This window comes from Acidicapsa dinghuensis (assembly GCF_025685685.1).
Lineage (GTDB): Bacteria > Acidobacteriota > Terriglobia > Terriglobales > Acidobacteriaceae > Acidicapsa > Acidicapsa dinghuensis.
The window spans coordinates 198,651-220,257 of record NZ_JAGSYH010000005.1; the positions used below are offsets into that span (position 1 = coordinate 198,651).

Below are 21,607 nucleotides of genomic sequence, written 5' to 3' on the forward strand. Positions count from 1 at the left end.
GGATGACAAAATTCATCCCGCGAGGATTACAAACTCGGCCCTTACACATTGCATCAGTGAATCAAGGAGAGAAAGCAGAGTGACAGTCAACATCAAGCGGGTTTACAGCGAGCCTGACAAAGACGATGGAACGCGTATCCTCGTCGACCGTCTTTGGCCTCGCGGTCTTACCAAGGAAAAGGCGAAGGTTGACCTTTGGCTGAAAGAGGTCGCCCCCAGCAACGAACTCCGCAAATGGTTTGGCCATGATCCTGAGAAATGGCCTCGATTTGAAAAAAGATATCGGGACGAACTAAAACAGCACAGCGAACAAATTGCTCTCTTGAAAGAAAAGATAGCCCATGGCCCAGTTACTCTGCTCTACGGCGCAAAAGACCAAGAGCACAATGAAGCCATCGTCCTGCAAAAACTGCTTCAATCCAGGTAACTGTTCAGGCAGCTATTTAGAACATGCCGCAATGTCGGCTGAACCATCCGTCCATGTCTGGAGCACAAGAAAATTGCTGCTCTAAACTCAACGAGCGTCTTCGCCTGGGACGTTCTTGTATACTACGCGCCAAACGACTAGCATTCCCCGAGGTCATTCCCAGATGAAGTGCAAATTGTGGGCAGTCTGCTCCGCATTGTTTTTTCCCTGCGTACTGGCATCAGTTCAGAGCGCGAAGGCACAAGTAAATCCGAATTTCTACACTGGCCTGCAATGGCGCAGCGTTGGGCCTTTTCATGGTGGACGCATCTCCTCCGTGAGCGGCGTTGCCGGTGATTCCGGCACGTTCTACATGGGCACTCCTCTCGGCGGAATCTGGAAGACCACCAGCGCAGGCGTGACCTGGTTCCCGATCTTCGATCAGCAAACGGGTGTCGACAGCGTCGGTGCGATCGCGGTAGCTCCGTCCGCTCCAAGCATCATTTATGCCGGCGCAGGCGACCCGATTGGCGGCAGCCTCGGCGATGGCATGTGGAAGTCAACCGATGCGGGCAGCACATGGCAGCACATCGGCCTCGAAGATACCGTAAAGATTGACAGCATCCTCGTCGACCCATCCGATCCCAGCATCGTTATTGCCTCTGCCCTTGGCGACGATCACCATAAAGGCGGCGGCGTTTGGCGTTCCACCGATGGCGGACAGAACTGGGCCAACGTCCTCAAGCCCGCCGATTATGACGGCGTCCGTGACCTGCAATACGCCTACGACGATCCGAGCGTGATGCTGGCCGCCACACAGGGCACCAGCGGCGGTTTCGGCGCACCCAGCAGTCAGAAGCGCAAGCCGCCAATCGTCTATAAATCCACCGACGAAGGCAAGACATGGACCGAGATCAAGATTCCGCCGTTTCCGGGACGCGTCGCTCTTGCGATCGCCATGCACACCGGCGGCAAGCGTATCTACATCGTCGGCAATGTCATTGAAAACGGGTCAGGCCTCTACCGTTCCGACGATGGCGGCGAACACTGGCAGCACATGGCCGGTAAGGACTTCCGCATCAGCAACGGTCAAGGAGCCTACAGCAGCGGCGTCTACGTCGATTCGCAAAATCCTGACATCGTCTACACAATGAGCACCGCGATGTATCGCTCCACCGATGGCGGCGAGACCTTCGAACCTTTCAAGGGCGCGCCCGGCGGCGAGGATTATCACAAGCTCTGGATCGACCCAACCAACGGCAGCCGCATGCTGGTCGGCTCCGACCAGGGAGCCAGCGTCACGCTCGACGACGGCAAAACCTGGAGTCTGTGGTACACGCAGGCTATCTCGCAGGTCTATCACGTCGCCACAGACAGCCAGTATCCCTACCACATCATGGCCGCGCAGCAGGACACCGGCGCAGTCGAGATCTCAAGCCGCGGCAACTTCGGCCAGATCAATTTCAACGACTGGAGCCCAGTACCCTCCTCCGAATTCGGTGTCATCACGCCCGATCCCAAAAACCCCAACATCATTTATGGCGTCGGCTATGGCCCGGGGGGCGGCGGCAGCGGCATGGTCAAGATCAACATGTCGACCATGCAATGGGAGAATGTTGCCCCCAACTTCGGATCTGAATCCAACAAATACGTCGCCTATCGCGATTTCCAGAAAAAGTTCGACCTCGCATTCGAACCCACCGCTCTCTACGTCGCCTACCAATGCCTCATGGTCACGCGCGACGGCGCCCACTCATTCACAGCAGTCAGCCCCGATCTGACGACAGCCAAGGGTGCGCCTGCAGCGGACTGCAGCAAGCCGCGTCCCCAGCAGCCACCCACGCCTCAGGGGCAGACACCACCTCCGCCTCCGGCTTCAATCGCTGACTTCTCCATCTCAAAGGTCAAGCCTGGGATCATCTGGTCCGTCAGCACGAACGACCAGATCCATATCACGACCGACCACGGCAAAGCCTGGAACAACGTCTCGAACATCGCGGACATGCAGCCCAATACCAACCTCTACACCATCGAGGCTGGCGATGAGGCTAATACTGCGTTCGTCACGGGCCGCATCGGCGGCGCTCGTGGCCAGACCGTGCCTGCCAACGAAGACTCTGATGTTCCCCTCATCTGGCGCACAACAGACGGCGGCAAGACATGGACCAGCATCGTCAGTGGCCTTCCCAAAGACGAGCGCACCGGAAGTTGGGTGAACAGTTTCCGTGTGGATCCGCTGCAAGCTGGCCTTCTTTTTGCAGGCACCGAAACTACCGTCTATGTCAGCTTCGATAACGGCGATCACTGGCAGTCACTGCGCCAGAATCTCCCCAGCACCTCCATCCGCGATCTCGACGTGCACACCGATCACCACGAGAACGACCTCGTCATTGGTACCTACGGCCGCGGCTTCTGGGTTCTCGACGACATCACCCCGCTGCGCGAGATTGCCGCCAAAGCTCAGGCTGTTGCTTCCGCGCCTGTATATTTCTTCCCGCCACAGGACGCCATTCGTGCCCGCATAAACAGCAACTGGGATCAGCCCTTTTCAATCGAAGTCCCCCACGCCCACAACGTCCAATACGGTGCCATCCTCGACTACTACCTCGACCATCAGCCCAGCGGGCCCATCCAACTCCAGGTCTTCGACGCCGACGGCAAACTCGTGCGCACGATGTCGAGTACATTGCCGCCACCAATCGAAGGCGCAGAGTTCCCGCACTACTGGCTGGCCACACCCGAGTCGCGCGCCCTCAGCGCACATGCTGGTCTCAATCGCGTCAACTGGAACCTGTACTACGACGACCCGCCCGCCTTGCGCCACGACCTCGAAAATGAAATGAACATGACACCTGGATCGACCACTCCCGGTCCTCACGGACCGCAGGTGATTCCTGGCGTTTATACGCTGAAGCTCACCGTGGACGGTCAGGTCTACACCCGCACCATCACCGTGGTGAACGATCCTCGCGTCGGCCAGAGCCCCGAACTCATGACCGCGCTGCACGCTCAGATTAAACTCACGTTACTCTCCGTTCAGGGCATGGAGCAGAGCTTCGCAGGCTATGACGAAGTAAAGGCCGTCAAAGATCAGTTAGAAGCCCTGACACACGGCAATCTCCCGGCCGATGTCGCCACACAAGCGAAAACACTGGACGCGAGTCTGACGAAGATTGGAGGCGTCGTCCCTGTAGAGGGTGGTGCTCCCGTGCGTCCCCCAACTCCCGATCCAAAGGCTCCTAAATCCTTCGAGAACCTGAACAATGCCTACAACATCATGGTCAGCATGATGCAGGTTGGCATGGATATGCCACCCACCCCAACCCAGATCACCACCTGGGAGAGTGACTGCAACGACCTGAACCACACCGTGGATGCATGGAAGAGCGTGCAGCAGCAAGTTAAGGACTTCAACACGCTCCTGGTTAAGAACCAGCTACACGAACTGACCCTCGCACCAACGAAGCTCACCCAGGGAGCATGCAGCTACGCCTCCGAAGGAAGCAGGAAGCCCGGCAAATAGACGGCTCAACGTTAACTTGCCATCGGGTGACGCAGCGATGCGTCACCCGATTCAGCTCTGCGAAGCCCGGGATTGATCTCAGTTGCTAATTAGCCGCCGTCTGAGCGGCAGAGACGAACTTTCTTGCATAGGCAAGCTCCGGGCGGGAAGAGTCCTTGCCGCTGTTTGTAGATTTCATCAGCGCCGCAAAGTAGGTCTGTGCCTTTCCTTGCTCTCCCGCAGCCTCCGCCGCACGGCCTGCATTGTAGAGGCCATTCAGCCGGTTAGGACTGAGCTTGAGGGCAATCTCGTATTCGCGCAGAGCCTGCTGCGCATGGCCCGATTCCAGTAGCATGTCGGCCAGCATCTCCCGCGCAGGAATATCAACCTCCCCTTGGCCCACTTTGTCTTGCAGGTCCGCAGCAGCCCGCATATTCTGAAACGCCTCGTCCTGTTTGCTCTCCGCAAAAGCCACCCACCCCAGCATTTCGCTGCGCTGGATCTTTGTGCCCGTTCCCTCTGCGGTATAAGCACGCTTGCTCTTCCTGATTTCAGCCAGCAACTGGTCGAAATGGGCAAGATCGGCGCGCGCCTCATCAGGCCTATGCAAATGTCCATGAGCCACAGCGCGAGACCAGTACACCATAGCTGACACCTGCGGTGACGAACCGGTGATAGGCTCGCGCGTCCCAGCCGACTGCCAGTCACGTCTCTCAAGGTCATAAAAGATAGGCAGCTTCAAACGGTAGTAGGGGATCATGCCATCCATGTAACCGCCGCCCATCCCCGGCATCGATGCAAGCATCTTCAAGGGCTCGCCGCTCTGTTCAAGTGCCGATTTTGCGAGAGCGTCCTGGCCGCTCTGCAGATAGGCATAGAGCAGAAAGTCGTAAGAGTGCGGTTCGTCCATGATGCCGCTTTCACCGCGCGCCTCGGCTTCCTGCGAAGCTGCAATGGAGCCAAGCTGCGAAGCTATGTCCTGTTGCCACAGGCCGAGTCGCGCATAGATATGTCCAGGCATGTGGAAGGCGTGCGGTCCCGACTGCGCAATTTCGCCATAGTGGTTCGCCGCAGCCAGTCCCTCCGGAGCCATAATCGGGTTATCGCAGGCGTGAATGATGTAGTGCACCACCCCCGGATTGTCGGGATATCTCTCAAAGAGCGGCACAAGCACATCCATCGCCTTATGAGCATGAGCGAGACTCGTATCGTCCGGCCCCACAGATGCCAGCAGAGAGAGCGCATAGAACGCGCCTGCGTCTACATCGCCCGGATACTCCGCATAGAGTTTCCCCATCGCCTGAGAATAGGCCGCAATGCGCGCAGGAAACTCCTCGGCGCCAGGACGAAAGAAGTTCGCAAGGGCTGCAATATAGGCTTTTTCACGCGCTGTTCCGGCAGTCAGCGATTCAGCCTGCTGCATCTCCGCCCATCCCACTTGCATGGTTCTCGGATCGGGGCGGTCCCATATTTGGTGAAAGACGCTCATCGCCACTCCCCAGTGCGCCATCGCGCAAGCCGGGTCGCTTTTGACTAGCCGATCAAACTGAGCTCGCGCCTCTTCGTACCAGAAGTCATGCTGCAGAGCCACGCCACGATTGAAACCCGCCTGCGATGCCGCTGCACACGAGACTGGAAACGACACTGTGCCAAGCCGTTCATTCGAAGCAGTAGAGTCCGCCAGCGAATGGACCATTGCGTTGACCCCGGCCGGCAGGGCAGCAAATAACAACACTAGAGATGCCAAGGCTTTCATGGCGGCAATTATAGCCAAGCACGCAAACCGGGATCGTATGCGGGAGAAGGTTACGGAAGACCTTTCACCGCACTTCGACGCATTCGAGACATGCAGATCGATATCGGAGCGTCAGATTCAAACTGCACCACTACCCACGTTTGGAGTCTTGAGGAAATCGCGGCGCTGGCCGAATAGAATTGGCGGCATGAAGGTCAGTAAGAAAACAGCCAATATCATGAACATCGCCGGGTGTTGTCTTGGTGCGCTCTCTGTGTTCGGACTTCAATATGAATACCCCCGCATTGCGAATCGCCTAGGAAACCCAGCGTGGCTCGGCCCCGTCTTGACAGGTCTGATTCTCTTTGGCGGAGCATTGGCAGCGTTGACGCTTTTCAGAAAATCAAATTCAAACTGATCCACTACCCTCAACTAGCTTCGTGGAGCGCCGAAACCTAACGATGCGTATGTCGATGCGCCGGTTTACTCGCCTCACCAATGCGTTCAGCAAGAAAGTCGAGAACCACGCCGCAGCGGTTGCCCTGCATTTCATCCACTACAATTTCGCGCGTATCCACAAGACACTAAGGATTACGCCCGCGATGGCCGCTGGACTCGCTGACCACGTTTGGAGCTATGCGGAAATCGCTGCCCTAGCGAACTTAACCTTCGCTACAATGTTCGTCCATGGGGATGCTGCTGATTTGGATCGGCGGACTGCTGGTTCTACTGTTGGCTTTTTGCCTACTTGTGTTCGGTGCGCTGTTGATCGTCCGCAGAATCAATTCAAACTGACCCACTACCAGTAACGCGGTTTTCGTGACAGCCCTCCCTCATTCGCGGTACCCTAATCGGTATCCTCGAAGCAGGAGAAATGAGGTCACCAAACGATGCCCATCCAGCCTACGGAGAAAATCTGGCATAACGGCCAGCTCATTCCCTGGCAACAAGCGAATATCCATGTCATGAGCCATGTCGTTCACTACGGCTCAAGTGTTTTTGAAGGAATCCGTTGCTACGGCCAGCCCTCTGGAGCAGCCGTGTTTCGCCTTCCCGAGCACATGCAGCGGCTTCTCGACTCCGCCAAGATCTATCGCATGTCGCTTCCCTATACGCTGGATGAGCTTTGCGCCGCGGTAGTCGACGTCATCGAAGCCAACGGCGTCGCTCCTTGCTACATTCGCCCCATCGCACTGCGGGGCTATGGCGAAATCGGCGTCAATCCTACCGGATCGCCCATCGAGGTCTACATCGCCAACTTCCCCTGGGGCAAATATGTCGCAGGTGGCCACGGCGGAGCCGACGTCTGCATCTCAAGCTGGAACCGCCTCGCGCCAAACACCATGCCTGCGCTCGCCAAGGCCGGAGCCAACTACATGAACTCCCAGTTGATCCGCATGGAAGCCGACATCAATGGCTACGCCGAGGGCATCGGCCTCGACGTGAACGGCCTCGTCTCCGAAGGCTCCGGCGAGAACATCTTCGTCATCCGCAACGGCGTCATCTACACGCCGCCCTTGTCGAACTCAGCCCTCTCCGGCATCACCCGCGACTCGGTGCTTACGCTGGCTCGTCACCTCGGCCTGCCCATCATCGAGCAGTCCATCCCGCGAGAACTCCTCTACATCGCCGACGAAGTCTTCTTCACCGGCACCGCTGCGGAGGTCTCGCCAATCCGCTCCATTGACCGCATCGTAGTCGGCGACGGCAATCCCGGCGTAATTACCAAACAGATAGCAGACGAGTTCTTCGGCATCGCCAACGGCCTCAAGCCCGACCGCTTCGGCTGGCTCACCCCAGTCAAGGTAGCCGCTGCAGAGCCAGTCAATGCCTGACATGCTTCCGGGAATGGAACCGGCGCTCGAACCCCATCGAACCCCGTCACGAACCCGCGAGCTGCACTACAAAGCGTCAGACCACATATCCGCAGATACGGCTGAAGACCCGTATCTGCGGCCCGCATTTTCCCTGGGCAACCGCCTGCTGCGCCTCACTTGGAATATCGTATGGGCGCTGTTCTATCGGCTGTCTCCCCGCCCGTTCCACGCCTGGCGATCGTTCCTGCTCCGTCTGTTCGGAGCGAAGATGGGCCCCAATTGCCATTTCTACCCCGGCTCGAAGATATGGGCCCCATGGAACCTTGTCTGCGCAGACCAGGTAGCTGCCGGCGACGGTGCTGAGATCTATAATCCCGCGCCCATGACGTTCGGCTCTCACGCCATCATCTCCCAGGGCGCTTACATCTGCGGCGCAACCCACGACTTCGACGACCCCGCATTCCCCCTGCTCGCTTACTCCATGCAAATCGGCTCCTACGCATGGATATGCGCCCGCGCCTGCGTAGGTCCCGGCGTTAACGTCGGAGAAGGTGCTGTCCTCGGTCTGGCATCCGTAGCTTCTCGTGACCTCGAACCTTGGGCAGTCTACGCCGGCTCACCGGCAGTACGGGTCAAGGCACGCAAACCCATCGCCAACTAACTCCTTCAAATCTTCCCGCGCTCACTGATAGCAATCGTAAGATTTTAGATACAGTGAATCGATAACTTCCCAAAACAGAATGGGCCCCGATTCAATCGGGACCCATTCTGCATTTCTCTTGAAGCTATCACCCGCTTACATCGGGAATTATCCAACCCATCTCATTAATAAGGCTGGTAGTAATATCCCGGCGGAGGCGGTGGTGGAGGATAACCATATGGGTAATACCGTCTGCGATACAGCGTAGGACGCTGCGACGGAGGCGGTGCATTCTGCGCCAGCCGCTGTGCCTCCTGCAAGGTCACCGGCTGAACCGTCAGCGGAGCATTCAGGTGAAAGTCCATCAGCGCCTCTGCTGGAATCCATACCTGGGGCCCCGGCGTAGCAGCAGACGCTGCAGTACCACCAACAGCCCCGGCTCCAGCGCCGATCGCAGCGCCGCCGCCACCGCCAATAGCACCACCGATGATCGCTCCTAAGATCGCTCCGCCGATGGCGTTACCTGCCGTGCGGCCAGCCTTGTTCGGCCCCTTCACCTCATACGGATCAGCAGCAAGCGCGTAGCTCTGGCCACCTAAATCGAGACTATCGATCTGCAATCCAAGCTCAGGGCTACCCGCCAAAGCACCAGCGTTCTTGGCATTAACCACCTCGCCGCGTATCGTCGCTCCGCGCGGAATCGCAAGAAAACCGCCTACATATACGTCGCGATACACAGTAAATTCAATCGGCGTCCCTACCTTCGCCTTCTTACTCACCAGCGGCTCACTACTGCGCACCCGCAACAGCGTTCCCTGCGGAATCGTAACTGGTCCGCGTGGAATCTGCGACGCCTGCGGCACCGGTGCATAAGGGCTGCCACCCTGAGCGGGATAGCCCGGTTGCATAGGCTGAGTCGGTTGTTGCATCGGTTGAGTCGGATAACCCGGCTGGGCCGGATAATTCGATTGAGGCGGATAGTTAGGTTGCGACGGATAATTCGGCTGACTCGGATAGTTCGGCTGAGCCGGGTAATTCGGTTGTGCCGGATATTGCGGCTGAGCCGGCTGATCACCAGGCTGAGGCTGCGTTCCATTCGATGCATCGGCGGGCTGCTGCCCACCCTGCGCATCATCGCCGTACTGCACCTGGTCCTGTGGCTGTCCCTGGCCGTTTGCCGCCGCCTGCGGATCTCCAACCTTCAGATTATTGACTACTTTCACCACACCAGGAACCTGGGCAGCGGTAGTCTCGGCAAGTTTCTTGTTTGCTTCAGACGCGCACGTGCCGGACAACGTGACTTCTCCCTGCACTGTTCCGGCTGTAATCCAATCCTGTTGCAGCGACGATTGGCCATCGAGTGCATGCACCACATCCATCTCGATCTGTCCATCGGTGCGCTGCCCCGATACCTGCCCGGTCCCTTGATCCTGCGCGGCCATCGGTAACGGCAGGCTAACGCCCAATCCAGCGATTCCACCAATAACGAGAACCGTCGGCAAAATTACTCGAATTTTTCTCTTAGTCATGGCTGGTTCCCTGCTGCTGGTCCTGTTTCCTGAGCCAGATGCTTCCAATTTCACGGCTCACACCACCTGAACCAGTAGTGTTCAACCGGTTAGACCCGTGCAGCAGGGAAAAGTTCCGCAAAAAATCGACTTTCGCAGCCCTGACACCCCTACCCACACAGGTGAAAATGGACGATTGCAGAATAAACGAGCAACGAAGCCGTATTGGGAAAAATTAGGAACTGGTGACAGGAAGGCGATCCCGATATTTCAACAACAGCGGCGCAAGATGGCGCGCGTCCCAGTAGCGCGGAAAAAAACGCCGCGGATCGGCCAGCGTGCGGTACAGCCACCCAAGCCCCATGTGGTCTGCCCACTCAGGAATATGCACCTGATCGCCGCTCAGGAATGCAATCGCAGCTCCAATGCAGTGAATCGCGGGACTATAACTGAGATTCTTCTTAAGAAAAAATCCCAGCCGCTCCTGCGTCCCCCCACCCACGCCCAGAATAATGTGACGAGGACGCCGTTCTTCAAGCTGCTCCAACAGCGCCTCATCATGAATTACTTGGTCATAGAGTGGAGCTAGATAAACGTTCTCGTTCCCTACTCGGATACCACTCTCCCGCAGCCAACGTAGATTTCGCTGAGCGCTTGCCGCGGTAGGCATCACCCAGAAGGTGTGGCCGGGCGCGCAAAAATCAGGCTCCTCCAGCAACGCACGAAGATACCGAAGTCCGGAAAGCTTTGGAATGCGGTTGCGATTGATCGCATTCCACAACAACACCATGAAAGCGCTGTCCGCAATCGCAAAATCGGCGCCTAGCAAAGCCTCCCGGTATCCATGATCTGCCGCAAGATTCTTCAATGCCGGAGCGGCCGGTACCACCACAAGGCCGCCTTTGCGAGAAACCTCTTCGATTGCGCCCTGGGCATCCCCAACGTAAAAACGGACACCCAGAATCTGTTGAAACCGCGCATTGGAACTCATGCAGAACTCCTACTTGGTTGTGACGCCAGTAAGCATTTGCTGCTCAATCCAAGCCATCGTACGTGCAAGCCCATCGCGGAGCTTGATGCTCGGTTCCCAGTCCAGATACCCAAGAATCTTGGTGTTATCGCTATTACGTCCGTTCACGCCGCGAGGCGCCGTCAGGTTGTAGTTCCGCTTCAACTTGACCCCGGCTATCTCCTCGGCGATATCGACAAGTTGATTGATCGTAACCAATTCGTCCGATCCGAGGTTTATCGGCTCTTCGATTGAACTCTTGAAGATTTTGACGACGCCTTCAGTACAATCGTCGACATACATAAAACTTCTTGTCTGATGGCCGTCACCCCAAATTTCAATTTCGTGCTTGCCGGATATCTTCGCTTCCAGCACCTTGCGGCAGATCGCTGCCGGCGCTTTTTCCCGTCCGCCTTGCCAAGTGCCAAGAGGACCATACACATTGTGGAACCGGGCTACTCTCGTCTCCAACCCGTAATCTTCAGAAAAGTGACGGCACATCCGTTCGCTGAAGAGCTTTTCCCATCCGTAACCGTCTTCAGGCAGAGCCGGATACGCGTCCTCTTCTTTCAGCGCTACAACATCGGGATTCGTCTGTTTTTCTCCGTTATAGACACAGGCGGAGGATGAGTAGAAGAAACGCTTGACCCCAGCCTCACGAGCGGCCATCAACATGTGCGTATTCGTCAAAACGCTCAGCATGCACAGCGCTTTGTTATTTTCAATGAAACCCATCCCACCCATGTCGGCAGCTAACTGAAAAACGGCATCGATCCCTTGAGTCGCCTCGATGCAGGCACTTTTCTCCTGCAAATCGAGTACAAGATTCTCCACCGTCGGGTTCTTCTGGTACCAGTCTTCGAAAGGCTTGATATCGACAGCTCGAACGCTCGCTGCACCATCATCGAGCAATCTGTTGACGAGATGGCCGCCGATAAAGCCTCCGGCACCGCAAACGAGTACTTGTGCACCGCGAATATTCATAATATGAAAGCACCCTTTCCTGCGAAAGAAACCCTGCCGACGTACTGAATTCGCCGGCAGCAAAGTAAAGGAATCCCCGGACGAAGATCTTGCGCATCATGGCGATGCCACCCGGGTACGGGTATCGACGAAATGCCGACTATAAGTACAGATTACAGCATTTTCAGGTGAAATGCGCACAACTTGACTTTGAGATGACTAGGCAACCTGAACGGATATCATTCCATCTAACTCCCGTCTCAGCGATGCCCATGAACCCCGCGAAGGTAGTAAGTCGCGCCGATCGTAAAGCCATTCGGATTTAAGTCGCGTGGACCCTGATACTGATGCCAGAACTGATATTCATAATCCGCGCGGGCATATAACGTCTTCCACAACTTATATTCCCCACCTCCGCCAAATGCCCAGATGGTGTAAGTGTCATGCGTATAAAAGGGATTTCTGGAAGGAAAATCTATGCTACCAATTCCGATAACAGCCTTCGCATAAGGGTGAATACCAAAGTGAGGATGAGCGCGGTATATAACCCCACCCTTTCCCGTATCCTGGCGCATGTGACCTAAAGATGCAGGCACGCCTGCAAAAATGGATGTGCCTTCTGCGTCGATTCCAATCCCATGAAACAACTCATAGTTGACCCAGGCGGACGCGCCGTACATCCGGCGACCCGGTCCATAGTCCAGACTGTAGTCAGAGAAGCCGCCGCCGATTCCAAGGGGAAGGCTGTTGATCTTTACGGCTGGCGCAACTTGCGCAAAAACTGGTAAGCCGGAAAAGGTTAGAAGAATCGCCAGGAAGAGCTTCGATCGCATTCGGTGTCTCCTTGTTTATTGCAGACCCCCTCCCCCGAGGCCGATCTCTTGCAAGCAGTGTACAACGAAAGTAACCACTTGAATCAAAAAGAAATGGCAAAAGATTAGGGTAAAAGAGCCTCTGATGGATTTAGGTAACTATTACGGACGGCGTTCTCTTCGCCGCTAGAACGTCAGATGCGCTCAGTAAAGCAGCTCCCCTGCCTCAAATTGAATTGCTTGCAAAAAATCTCGAAGAGTCTGAACACGAACTTCTGCCAGCAGCTTTGACTGAGGCAACAGCAGCTTGCCCGGGAGCTCTCGAACGGCACGCTCAAGCACCGGAACGACATCGGAGAAAAGACAGAATCGCGTATCCCTGCCCACCTTTACAAAGGCTCGCAACGCCCCGATGGCTCCCAATTGTTCCAGAATATCGGCATCTCGCAATACAGTGGCTTCCTGCGATTGCGGCACATCCTTTGGCTGATGCGTGCGGATTACCTCGCAAACCGCATTCAGCTTTTCAGCGGGAAAACCCCACACGTTGAGCATTTCCCCGGTTTTTTCAATGGTGTAGGGAACATGATCCCACTTTGCCAGCGCCGCCGGATCGGACGGCCGATGCCCCAGAAACACTCCAATATCGTGCATCCACGCCGCGGCAAACAATATGTCATCGTCGCACCCTTCGCCTTCGGCAATCTTTACGGCCAAAGCATAAAGTCGCGCCTGATGACCGAATTTATCTACCGGCAGAGCCTCCCGCCGAATATAAGACCTTACAGATTCCCGCCAATCCGGCTCGTTCATGCTTTCGGCCATCGGGGAGTAATCCGGATCAGCTCCAACACACCCGTCGCATCGATCCGCCACCCCGGAGCACTCGCCGGAACAGCGGCAATTCCGCACTTAGGCAGCGAAACCGGAGCAAAGCTCTGACCATCTACGGCGCTGATCTTGCCGGAACCCGACGCAGCGAATAAATAAGAGAGCGCCGACTTCTCTCCTTCCAGAAACTCCTCCGGCAAAGCCAGACCCGCGCCATCCCTTGATCCCTCAATCTCCATGCGCTCCACGCAGAAATACTCCCGGTCGACAAGGATGGTCCGATCAGCCAATTCAATCGGCTTTACCTTACCCGCGGCGGTCTGCAGTCGTATCGCTTCCAAAGCCTTTGCTACATGCAGTTCGCGCGGGCGGCCATAGTCGTAGAGCCGATAGGTCAGGTCGCAATTCTGCTGGGTCTCCAGTAAGACCGATCCCGGCCAGATAGCATGCACTGTCCCTGCATCGACATAAACCAGATCGCCGGCTGCCACAGGCAACAGCGTAAGACTCTTTTCAAGAGTTCCCTCGTGAACGCCGCGCTCCACCTCCTCCAGAGTCACTCTCGGATTCAGTCCGGCAGCCACTTCCGCGCCCGGTTCGGCGGCCAGCGCATACCAACACTCCGTCTTACCGCGCGGCTGACCATACTTCTGCGCAAGCCTGTCGTCCGGATGCACCTGAACGCTCAGCTTCTCCTTGGCAAAAATAACCTTTAACAGCAGAGGAGACTGCCCAGCCATGCGTTCCGCCGCAGCCGGTCCCAGCATGGCCTCCGCATCCTCCGCAAAAACAGTCCCTAAAGTCTTTCCGGTCAACGGTCCAGAGGCAACAATGCACTCATCTCCCGTCAACCAGACCTCGCCAATCGGCATCTTTCCTGAAGCGGTGACATGGTCATACCACGGCCGCAGGTCGGCAGTACCCCAGATACGCTCAACGAACTTTGGCTCTAGTAAAAGCGGAGGAAGACTTTCAACACCAGACATGGACTTGCATTCCCTTCATTGCCCCCTGAAAAACCGGGCCAGACACAATTCACTGTAACAAAGCATCCGCGGGATGCCCGGATTATGCCGCCCCCTACCCCGCTCACTGGCAGCAGCAGTAGACATGGCATACAGTACTGTATTTCGCTCAAATTTCTTATGAGTGGGGTCCAGGCACAAAAAACCGATGTGCTCGCGATTTCGCTTATGGAACATTCCACATGTTCATGGCACTTATTTAGTAGTACACTACATAGCGTGCAGCCACCTCCGACAGGACGCGATTCATGCTTGAACTGCAGCACGTTTCAAAGCATTTCTCAGGAATTCCAGCAGTAGATAACATCAGCTTCTCGGCTCGTGCCGGAGAGGTCACTGGTTACCTTGGGCCAAACGGCTCCGGCAAGTCGACCACGATGAAGATGATCACGGGCCTGATCGAGCCCACCTTCGGCGAAATATTCTTCGACGGGGCTCCGACCCTTGCCGATCCAATCGCTTTTAAGCGGCGCATGGGCTATGTGCCGGAGGAGCCATATCTCTATCACCATCTCTCAGGGGCCGAGTATCTGACTATGGTTTCCGAATTGCGCGATCTGCCTCGGCGGCTGAGCCAGGAGAGAATCGAAGGATTGCTCCAACTGTTTTCGCTCCACGGTGATCGGCATGCCTCGATTCAGGGCTACTCGAAGGGCATGCGTCAAAAAATACTCTTGATTGCCGCACTTCTGCACAATCCAGATTTGCTGCTGCTCGATGAGCCATTCAGCGGCCTTGACGTAGCGTCTGCGCTTGTTTTGCGAGCGTTGATCGAAGAACTTGCTTGCCGCGGTAAGGTTGTACTCTTCAGTTCGCATGAACTCGACACGGTTGAACGCATCAGCGCGCGAGTCGTAATTCTGCACAAAGGCCACGTCGTGGCCAACGATGAGATAGAGCGCCTGCGCGGGCTGATGGATTTGCCTACGCTCGAAGAAATTTTCTCCGAGCTTGCTGTCGAGCAGGACTCACGATCCGTGGCGCAACAGATGGTGGGGCTGATCGACGGATGAACGAATCGATGGAAGAACGTGCTGGAAACGCAATCGCAGGTGGAATGGGTTGGCTCTCCCGGCAACTGCGAGAGGCGCCCCGACGCATCTTCGGACGGTGGATTCAGCGGCTGCCGCTGGATTTTCGCGTCCTCTATAAGCAATTTCTATTGCGCATTCTCGATCTCGAAGCACTGTCCATCGAAACCGATATGGTCGAGTACTTGGCGCAGTTCGCCGGGATTCTCATCTTTATCAGCGGGATTCAAGGCCTGGGTATGATATTGCTCAGAGTTCTCCACCCTGCGCCCTTCACCCCCGTCGAGCTTTACAGGATGAGCTGGGGCGCCGAGCACGGCATCGTTGAAAAGATGCTGCTGGTAGCGGGTCTGATCGTGGTCTTTCTCTGGGAGACGCCATTTCCAGATCGGCGCGACATGATGGTGCTGGGGTCGTTGCCGATACGGCCAGGAACGATTCTGGCTGCGAAATTGGCCTCACCGGAGGCAGTATTGGGGCTGGCGGTGGTCTGTCTGAACTGGGCGACAATCCTCACATGGCCGCCTATGCTGGAGGGCGGACTGCGGCTCTTTGCGGCCTGCTGGCTGGCGGTCATAGCCGTTGCGGTTTTCCTCTTTGCCTCGCTGCTGGCCATCGAAGGTATGGGTGCGCTTCTTCTACCGCGCCAGATTTTTCTGCGCTTGAGTGCTCTGGGGCAGCTGACCGCCTTTGCCCTCTTTCCCATTGGATATTTTTTGTTGGGCCAGATCGATTCGCCTGCGGCAATGATGGCCGTGGAAAACCGCTGGACAGTGGCTTGCTGGCCAGGATACTGGTTCCTGGCCTTGCTCAGGCAGGTGGCCGGTGAGTTGCCGCCGGAGATGAGTTGGCTGGCATGGCGAGCCTGGGAGGCGCTGGCGTTCTCAATAGCTTCTGCATCTGTAGCGCTTGTCGCCTGCTACCGTCGCACACTGCGGCGCATTGCCGAACAACCGGACCTTGAGCCTGCCAGAAGCGGTCGCGCATGGAGAGTTCCCTTCGGAGATCGTCTGCAAACGGTATTGGTTTCCTTTAGCCTTCGTACGCTTGTGCGTAGCCGCCAGCACCGGATTGCGTTGGCTTTTACATGGGCGCTGGTGCTTGGGCTCGCATTAGGAATGGCGCACGATTGGCTGGAGGCACATGGACCACGGCCGGTCGACGAAGGCTTTTTGATTTCCACACTGCTGATGATGGCGCTGGCTGTAGGTGGAATGCGCGGCGTCTTCGCGCTGCCAATTGCGCATAAAGCCAATTGGATGCTTCGCATGACGCAGTTGCGGCCGACGGATCGCTACCTCGCCGCTACGCGGCGCATACTATTGCTGCTTGCTGTCGTTCCGGTCTGGCTCTCTGCGGTGCTTTTCTCGCTCGGTTACCGGCCCTGGTCCATGGCTGCGGCACATCTGCTGCTGCTGGCAATCTTCGGTCTGCTTGCAATAGAGGTGAGCTTGATCGGCTTTGCCAAAGTTCCATTCACCTGCTCGTTTCTGCCCGGCAAGGTCAATGTGCAGTACGTGTTTTGGGGGTTTGTTCTCGTCGCGGTGCTGATTGTGGCGTTTGCGAAAGGCTGTGAGCAACCGGCGCTGAAAAGTACCGCAAATTTTGCCGTACTGACGATGCTGGTAATAGGCGCGATGGTGGCTTTGCGGCTTTGGAATCGCACCCGCGAGCGCGAAGCCGAGCTCTATTTCGAGGAGAAGCCGGAACAGCAACTGATCACTCTCGGACTGATGGTGAACCCGAGAATGCGGAAGTAGTGCAACCAAGGATCGGTATCGATCTGGCGTCTGCGGCTATACAAGCCGGATTCGTATCTTTCTCCGGCAAACCGGGCCCAACTGCGCCTTGGCCATCTCAGAGGTCCTTTCCAAGACTTATTTGTACCGAACTAAGGTACATTATTGTGCTTATATATTTTTATACTATATTGTGGTACAAATTTACCGCGAAAGCTTCTTCTTGGATTGCTCCAGCACCTTATCGCCGCTAGACTGTGCGAGAGCAGTTGACTCGCAACCGCTTTCTTGAGTCTGCGGGTCATCGGAACGCTGGAGCTGGACGTGTGCCCAAAACGTGTGCATTGTCTGGTTGGATTCAATTCAGCACGCGCCCTGTCACAGTGGCTGCTCGCCGTCTTCGTTTTTCGTCAGAGCCAAGCGCTATTGCAACCCATGGCCGGGAGATCCCCTGCTTCCTCGCTCAAGGAGAACCAAAATATATGTCAGATTCTGTTTCCATCTGCGTCATCGGATCGGGATACGTAGGACTCGTCGCCGCCGTCTGCTTCGCCGAAATCGGCCACAAAGTTATCTGTGTCGATAACAATGAAGCCAAGATCAAGATGCTCAACGAAGGCGGAGTGCCCATCTATGAGCAGCATCTCCCTGACATGTTGGCGAAGCACCTGAACCGTGGAGTCGAATTCACCAGCGATCTCGCCTACGGCGTTCAGAACTCCGACGCGATCTTCATCGCCGTGGGTACGCCGCAGGGCAGCACCGGCTCGGCCGATCTCTCGTACGTCGAAGCCGTCGTTAGCGAAATTGCACACGCGATGAACGGCTATAAGGTGCTGGTGGAAAAAAGCACGGTACCGGTCTACACCAACGAGTGGGTCAGCCGCTGCATGCTGCGTCACGGTGTGGAACCAGGTGAATTCGACGTCGTCTCAAACCCCGAATTTTTGCGGGAGGGCACGGCAATCGGCGACTTTCTGCACCCGGACCGCATCGTGGTTGGAGCGAACAACGACCGTTCGGCGGAGCTGCTCCGGCGCATCTATGCTCCGCTCTCCAATGGCAGCTACTACACTCGCGAAGACGCACTGCCGGGTATGCTCAGCGAGCACAACCCAGCAACCCTTCTGGTCACCTCGGCCCAAAGTGCCGAGATCATCAAGCACGCGTCCAACGCATTCCTCGCGCTCAAGATCTCCTTTATTAACGCGGTTTCCAACCTCGCTGAAGTAGTCGATGCCGATATCGAAGACATCGCCGCTGGCATGGGTCTCGACTCGCGTATTGGCCCCAAATTCCTGCGCGCCGGTCTGGGTTATGGTGGCTCCTGCTTCCCCAAAGACGTTGCGGCCTTCTACTGGGTGGCGCAGCAGCAGGGCATCAATTTCCAGCTTCTCGAAGAAGTGCGCAAGATTAACGCGAACCAGCAGGATATCTTCTTCAACAAGGTGCGCGGCGCGTTGTGGACTCTACGTGGAAAGAAGCTCGCAGCTCTCGGCCTTTCATTCAAGGGTGACACGGACGATATCCGCGAATCTCCCGCGCTTGACCTGGTGCGCAAGCTGATTGATGCGGGAGCCAATGTGTCGGCTTACGATCCGGCGGCCATGGAGAAGGCGGAGGCTATACTGCCGCCATCAGACCAGCTGAGCTACGCATTCAACGCATATGAAGCCGCCGAAGGCGCGGACGCTCTGCTGATCCTCACCGATTGGAAGGAATTTGGCCGGCTTGACCTGCAACGTCTGCACCAGATGTTGAAGTTCCCCATCGTTATTGATGGGCGCAACCTCTACAAGCCTGCACACATGGTGGAACACGGCTTCACGTACCTGAGCGTTGGCCGGCCGGCGGCATACACGGCACAGCAGGGCAAGCCGCGCAAGCTCGTAGTGTCGTAGTAGAGAGCGGATGCAATCCTTGCGGCCGGAATTTGATCGCCGGCCGCTTTGCCCTGCTAGGGCAACCAACCGGCTTTTGTTACGCAAACGGAGCGAATGAGATTCATGCGTGTTCTGGTTACCGGCGCAGCCGGATTTCTTGGGTCGCATCTTACGGACCGCCTTCTGGGCGAGGGACACACTGTCCTTGGCGTCGACAACCTCTCTACCGGCGATCTCGGAAACATCGCACACCTGAAACCTGACTCGCGATTTTCATTTGAGGAACGCGACATCTGCCAGCCCTTCGATCCCGGCAAAGTAGATTACGTCTTCAACATGGCTTCGCCAGCCAGCCCTCCGGAATATCTGAAACTGGCTATCGAGACGCTGCGTGTAGGCTCAGTCGGCACAGAGAACACACTTGAGATCGCGCACAAGTATGGCGCTGGATTTCTGCATGCATCCACATCGGAGTGCTACGGCGATCCGCTGGAGCATCCGCAGAGCGAGAGCTATTGGGGCAACGTCAATCCAGTCGGGCCGCGCTCGGTGTATGACGAAGCAAAGCGCTATGCAGAGTCGCTGACGATGGCTTATTACCGCTATCGAAATGTAAACACGCATCTGGTCCGCATCTTCAATACTTACGGGCCGCGACTGCATCCGTCAGATGGGCGCGTTATTTCGAACTTCATGATGCAAGCGCTGCGCAATGAACCGCTAACGGTTTACGGCGACGGTAAGCAGACACGCAGTTTCTGTTATGCGGCCGATCTGATCGAAGGCATTCTGCGGCTTAGCCGGTCGGACGAGCATCTGCCAACGAATATCGGGAATCCGATTGAGTTCACGATTTTGGAATGTGCTGAAGCGGTGATCGAAGTGACTGGATCAAGCAGCGAGCTGAAATATGAGCCGCTGCCGCAAGACGACCCGATGCGACGCAAACCTGACATCACGAAGGCCAAGCAGGTTCTCGACTGGGAGCCGAAGGTAAGCCTGCGCGAAGGGCTGCAGTTGTCTCTGGAGTTTTTCAAGTCGAAGCTGTAGATGAGCTGAAATTGCTCCACGTGGAGCAATTTTGGAGCGACAGGAATGTTCCACGTGGAGCAATTTGGGGCCGAATGGCGGTGTTTTGGTCGAAATTGCTCCACGTGGAACATTTGCCATTTCCTGCATTGTGAGTGTCAAGCGGGAATGTTGTAAGTGGCGTAGATGGCAGGGTTTGCGTTTGCGTTCTATTAGACCGTTTTGTGCTGAAATGAAGGGCGTGAGCCATCGGTTCGCGCCGATAGCTTTTCGCCCAGGCTCCTGTTAGTGGAGATTTTCAGGACCTAAACCCAACTCCCTCTAAAAAAGTCAATCCAATCTTTCAACACCGGCCTCCTTACCGATTCTGCCGGGTATACTCCGGCAATGATTCGTCTAGTGCTTTTGAGGTTCGTTGGCGCAACTCTGCTGCCTGTTTCTCTCTTTGCACAGAGCAGTGTGCGATCGACCGAGGGATCGCCCGCCACGTCTGTTCCATTCCGGTGGGTGATGCAGGAGTCAGGTACGACGGCCAGCTTGCGCGGGATTGATTCGGTGGATGGCAAGGTGGCTTGGGCCAGCGGAAGCGGGGGCACGGTTCTGCGTACGACCGACGGCGGGGAACATTGGATGAGGTGTGCTACGCCGGACGCGGACAAGGATGGCGCGACGCTGGATTTTCGGGGTGTTCAGGCATGGGATGCGCAAAACGCCGTTGTCATGGCGTCTGGTCCCGGGGATAAAAGCAGGCTGTACAAGACGTCAGATGGGTGTACGAGTTGGACGCTGGCACTGAAGGCGCAAGAAAAAGAGAGCTTCTGGGATGTCGTAGCGTTTCAGCGTGGTGACTTTGGTTTTGCAACAGGCGATGCGCATACCGGAGAACTTATCGGAGACCCAGTTCGTGGCCGGTTCGAAACGCACGTGATGCTCCTCGGGCACGGATGGTTCGACACATCCGCGGGATGTCTGAGTAGATCTAACTTAGGCGCTTTTGCGGCAAGTAATTCATCAGTTTTCGTTTTTGGAAATCAGCGTTACGTGCTGGCGGCGGGTGGAAAATCTGGAGCGTATGTTCTGCTTTCTCCGCTTTTGATTGGTAATTCCGATTCCGGACCGTGCAAATCAGTCGCCGTTCCAATAGCCGGAGCGAATGATTCTTCCGGGGTGTTCTCTGTATTCTTTCGGGATTTCAAGCACGGCATGATCGTTGGCGGTGACTACCAAAAACCTGCAGAGACGAAAGGCACTGCGGCAACGACTGCCGACACAGGCAATCACTGGACTGCGTCGAAGAAGATGCCGCACGGATTTCGCTCTGCCGTGCAATGGAGTGCGGATTTGAAAGCGTGGATCACTGTCGGCACCAACGGCAGCGACATCAGTCACGATGATGGCAAAACCTGGCAGCCGGTCGATGATGGCAACTGGAATGCGCTCTCACTTCCCTTTGTTGTTGGGCCGAAAGGGCGCATTGCCCGGCTCCGGGTTGCGGATCGCTGAGGCCGCGATTGCATTCAGGTGTGAATCGAGGCTGGAGTGAGAGGCCCGCGGCTGAAGCCGCTCTTTGTTCCCGCAGTCATTTCAGGGGCATGAATGCCCCTGCTCCCTCCGGGTTTGTGCTCTGCACGAATGTAGTCCCATATCTGTGGGGGTTCGGGGTACGCGGTGATCTGA

At 56.4% G+C, this 21,607-nt stretch carries 16 protein-coding genes and 1 pseudogene; 10 read left to right on the forward strand and 7 right to left on the reverse strand.

Translation table 11 applies throughout. From position 1 onward, the window contains the following. The first annotated feature begins 79 nt into the window (after positions 1-79). Together OHL22_RS15740 and OHL22_RS15745 are read left to right on the forward strand one after the other, a co-directional pair. Positions 80-427 carry a DUF488 domain-containing protein gene (locus tag OHL22_RS15740; RefSeq protein ID WP_263339316.1) on the forward strand — a complete coding sequence of 116 codons (348 nt, stop codon included), beginning with the start codon at positions 80-82 and terminating at the stop codon, positions 425-427. A 163-nt stretch (positions 428-590) separates the two neighbouring features. Continuing rightward, entirely contained in the window at positions 591-3,929 is a 3,339-nt protein-coding gene (locus OHL22_RS15745) for a WD40/YVTN/BNR-like repeat-containing protein (protein ID WP_263339318.1), read from the forward strand. A gap of 85 nt (positions 3,930-4,014) precedes the next feature. Here OHL22_RS15745 and OHL22_RS15750 read toward each other — a convergent pair whose 3' ends face one another. Continuing rightward, entirely contained in the window at positions 4,015-5,664 is a 1,650-nt protein-coding gene (locus OHL22_RS15750; protein WP_263339321.1) for a tetratricopeptide repeat protein, read from the reverse strand. 407 nt (positions 5,665-6,071) lie between these two features. Between OHL22_RS15750 and OHL22_RS15755 the strand changes: the two are divergent. The 3 genes and pseudogenes from OHL22_RS15755 to OHL22_RS15765 form a co-directional block, all read left to right on the forward strand. Further along, a pseudogene (locus OHL22_RS15755) lies at positions 6,072-6,452 on the forward strand (hypothetical protein); the annotation flags it as partial. 81 nt (positions 6,453-6,533) lie between these two features. After that, positions 6,534-7,478, forward strand: coding sequence for a branched-chain amino acid transaminase (locus OHL22_RS15760; protein WP_263339324.1), 945 nt, complete (start codon positions 6,534-6,536; stop codon positions 7,476-7,478). Further along, positions 7,471-8,121: an LbetaH domain-containing protein gene (locus OHL22_RS15765; RefSeq protein WP_263339327.1), complete on the forward strand. Its 651-nt coding sequence runs from the start codon at positions 7,471-7,473 to the stop codon at positions 8,119-8,121. Before OHL22_RS15760 ends, OHL22_RS15765 begins: the two co-directional genes overlap by 8 nt. Positions 8,122-8,285: 164 nt before the next feature. On the opposite strand, the gene OHL22_RS15770 is transcribed toward OHL22_RS15765, so the two are convergent. The 6 genes from OHL22_RS15770 to OHL22_RS15795 form a co-directional block, all read right to left on the reverse strand. After that, on the reverse strand, positions 8,286-9,629 hold the full coding sequence (locus OHL22_RS15770) for a BON domain-containing protein (RefSeq protein ID WP_263339329.1): 1,344 nt from the start codon (positions 9,627-9,629) through the stop codon (positions 8,286-8,288). 214 nt (positions 9,630-9,843) lie between these two features. After that, the gene (locus OHL22_RS15775) at positions 9,844-10,599 is read right to left on the reverse strand and encodes a WecB/TagA/CpsF family glycosyltransferase (RefSeq protein ID WP_263339332.1); all 756 of its coding nucleotides are present in this window, start codon (positions 10,597-10,599) and stop codon (positions 9,844-9,846) included. A 9-nt stretch (positions 10,600-10,608) separates the two neighbouring features. Further along, entirely contained in the window at positions 10,609-11,601 is a 993-nt protein-coding gene (locus tag OHL22_RS15780) for an NAD-dependent epimerase/dehydratase family protein (protein WP_263339336.1), read from the reverse strand. 239 nt (positions 11,602-11,840) lie between these two features. After that, positions 11,841-12,413: a porin family protein gene (locus tag OHL22_RS15785; RefSeq protein WP_263339339.1), complete on the reverse strand. Its 573-nt coding sequence runs from the start codon at positions 12,411-12,413 to the stop codon at positions 11,841-11,843. Between the two features lie 183 nt (positions 12,414-12,596). Then, positions 12,597-13,217, reverse strand: coding sequence for an HD domain-containing protein (locus tag OHL22_RS15790; protein WP_263339341.1), 621 nt, complete (start codon positions 13,215-13,217; stop codon positions 12,597-12,599). Then, entirely contained in the window at positions 13,202-14,209 is a 1,008-nt protein-coding gene (locus tag OHL22_RS15795; RefSeq protein ID WP_263339343.1) for a type I phosphomannose isomerase catalytic subunit, read from the reverse strand. Before OHL22_RS15795 ends, OHL22_RS15790 begins: the two co-directional genes overlap by 16 nt. Positions 14,210-14,496: 287 nt before the next feature. Here OHL22_RS15795 and OHL22_RS15800 point away from each other — a divergent pair, with 287 nt between their 5' ends. From OHL22_RS15800 to OHL22_RS15820, 5 genes are all read left to right on the forward strand, one after another. After that, positions 14,497-15,261: an ABC transporter ATP-binding protein gene (locus OHL22_RS15800; protein WP_263339345.1), complete on the forward strand. Its 765-nt coding sequence runs from the start codon at positions 14,497-14,499 to the stop codon at positions 15,259-15,261. Further along, positions 15,258-17,039 carry a hypothetical protein gene (locus OHL22_RS15805; protein WP_263339347.1) on the forward strand — a complete coding sequence of 594 codons (1,782 nt, stop codon included), beginning with the start codon at positions 15,258-15,260 and terminating at the stop codon, positions 17,037-17,039. The genes OHL22_RS15800 and OHL22_RS15805 overlap by 4 nt, the downstream gene beginning before the upstream one ends. Positions 17,040-17,500: 461 nt before the next feature. Then, complete coding sequence (locus tag OHL22_RS15810) at positions 17,501-18,919, forward strand: UDP-glucose dehydrogenase family protein (RefSeq protein WP_263339349.1); 1,419 nt, start codon at positions 17,501-17,503, stop codon at positions 18,917-18,919. A 96-nt stretch (positions 18,920-19,015) separates the two neighbouring features. Next, positions 19,016-19,951, forward strand: coding sequence for a UDP-glucuronic acid decarboxylase family protein (locus OHL22_RS15815; protein WP_263339351.1), 936 nt, complete (start codon positions 19,016-19,018; stop codon positions 19,949-19,951). A 438-nt stretch (positions 19,952-20,389) separates the two neighbouring features. Then, positions 20,390-21,433: a WD40/YVTN/BNR-like repeat-containing protein gene (locus OHL22_RS15820; protein WP_263339354.1), complete on the forward strand. Its 1,044-nt coding sequence runs from the start codon at positions 20,390-20,392 to the stop codon at positions 21,431-21,433. The last annotated feature ends 174 nt before the right edge of the window (positions 21,434-21,607 follow it).

Excerpts from the sequence above, each read along its gene's own strand:
- OHL22_RS15745 (WP_263339318.1), top strand. The coding sequence starts at position 591 with ATGAAGTGCAAATTGTGGGCAGTCTGCTCCGCATTGTTTTTTCCCTGC.
- OHL22_RS15750 (WP_263339321.1), bottom strand. The coding sequence starts at position 5,664 with ATGAAAGCCTTGGCATCTCTAGTGTTGTTATTTGCTGCCCTGCCGGCC.
- OHL22_RS15760 (WP_263339324.1), top strand. The coding sequence starts at position 6,534 with ATGCCCATCCAGCCTACGGAGAAAATCTGGCATAACGGCCAGCTCATT.
- OHL22_RS15765 (WP_263339327.1), top strand. The coding sequence starts at position 7,471 with ATGCCTGACATGCTTCCGGGAATGGAACCGGCGCTCGAACCCCATCGA.
- OHL22_RS15770 (WP_263339329.1), bottom strand. The coding sequence starts at position 9,629 with ATGACTAAGAGAAAAATTCGAGTAATTTTGCCGACGGTTCTCGTTATT.
- OHL22_RS15775 (WP_263339332.1), bottom strand. The coding sequence starts at position 10,599 with ATGAGTTCCAATGCGCGGTTTCAACAGATTCTGGGTGTCCGTTTTTAC.
- OHL22_RS15780 (WP_263339336.1), bottom strand. The coding sequence starts at position 11,601 with ATGAATATTCGCGGTGCACAAGTACTCGTTTGCGGTGCCGGAGGCTTT.
- OHL22_RS15785 (WP_263339339.1), bottom strand. The coding sequence starts at position 12,413 with ATGCGATCGAAGCTCTTCCTGGCGATTCTTCTAACCTTTTCCGGCTTA.
- OHL22_RS15790 (WP_263339341.1), bottom strand. The coding sequence starts at position 13,217 with ATGGCCGAAAGCATGAACGAGCCGGATTGGCGGGAATCTGTAAGGTCT.
- OHL22_RS15795 (WP_263339343.1), bottom strand. The coding sequence starts at position 14,209 with ATGTCTGGTGTTGAAAGTCTTCCTCCGCTTTTACTAGAGCCAAAGTTC.
- OHL22_RS15800 (WP_263339345.1), top strand. The coding sequence starts at position 14,497 with ATGCTTGAACTGCAGCACGTTTCAAAGCATTTCTCAGGAATTCCAGCA.
- OHL22_RS15805 (WP_263339347.1), top strand. The coding sequence starts at position 15,258 with ATGAACGAATCGATGGAAGAACGTGCTGGAAACGCAATCGCAGGTGGA.
- OHL22_RS15810 (WP_263339349.1), top strand. The coding sequence starts at position 17,501 with ATGTCAGATTCTGTTTCCATCTGCGTCATCGGATCGGGATACGTAGGA.
- OHL22_RS15815 (WP_263339351.1), top strand. The coding sequence starts at position 19,016 with ATGAGATTCATGCGTGTTCTGGTTACCGGCGCAGCCGGATTTCTTGGG.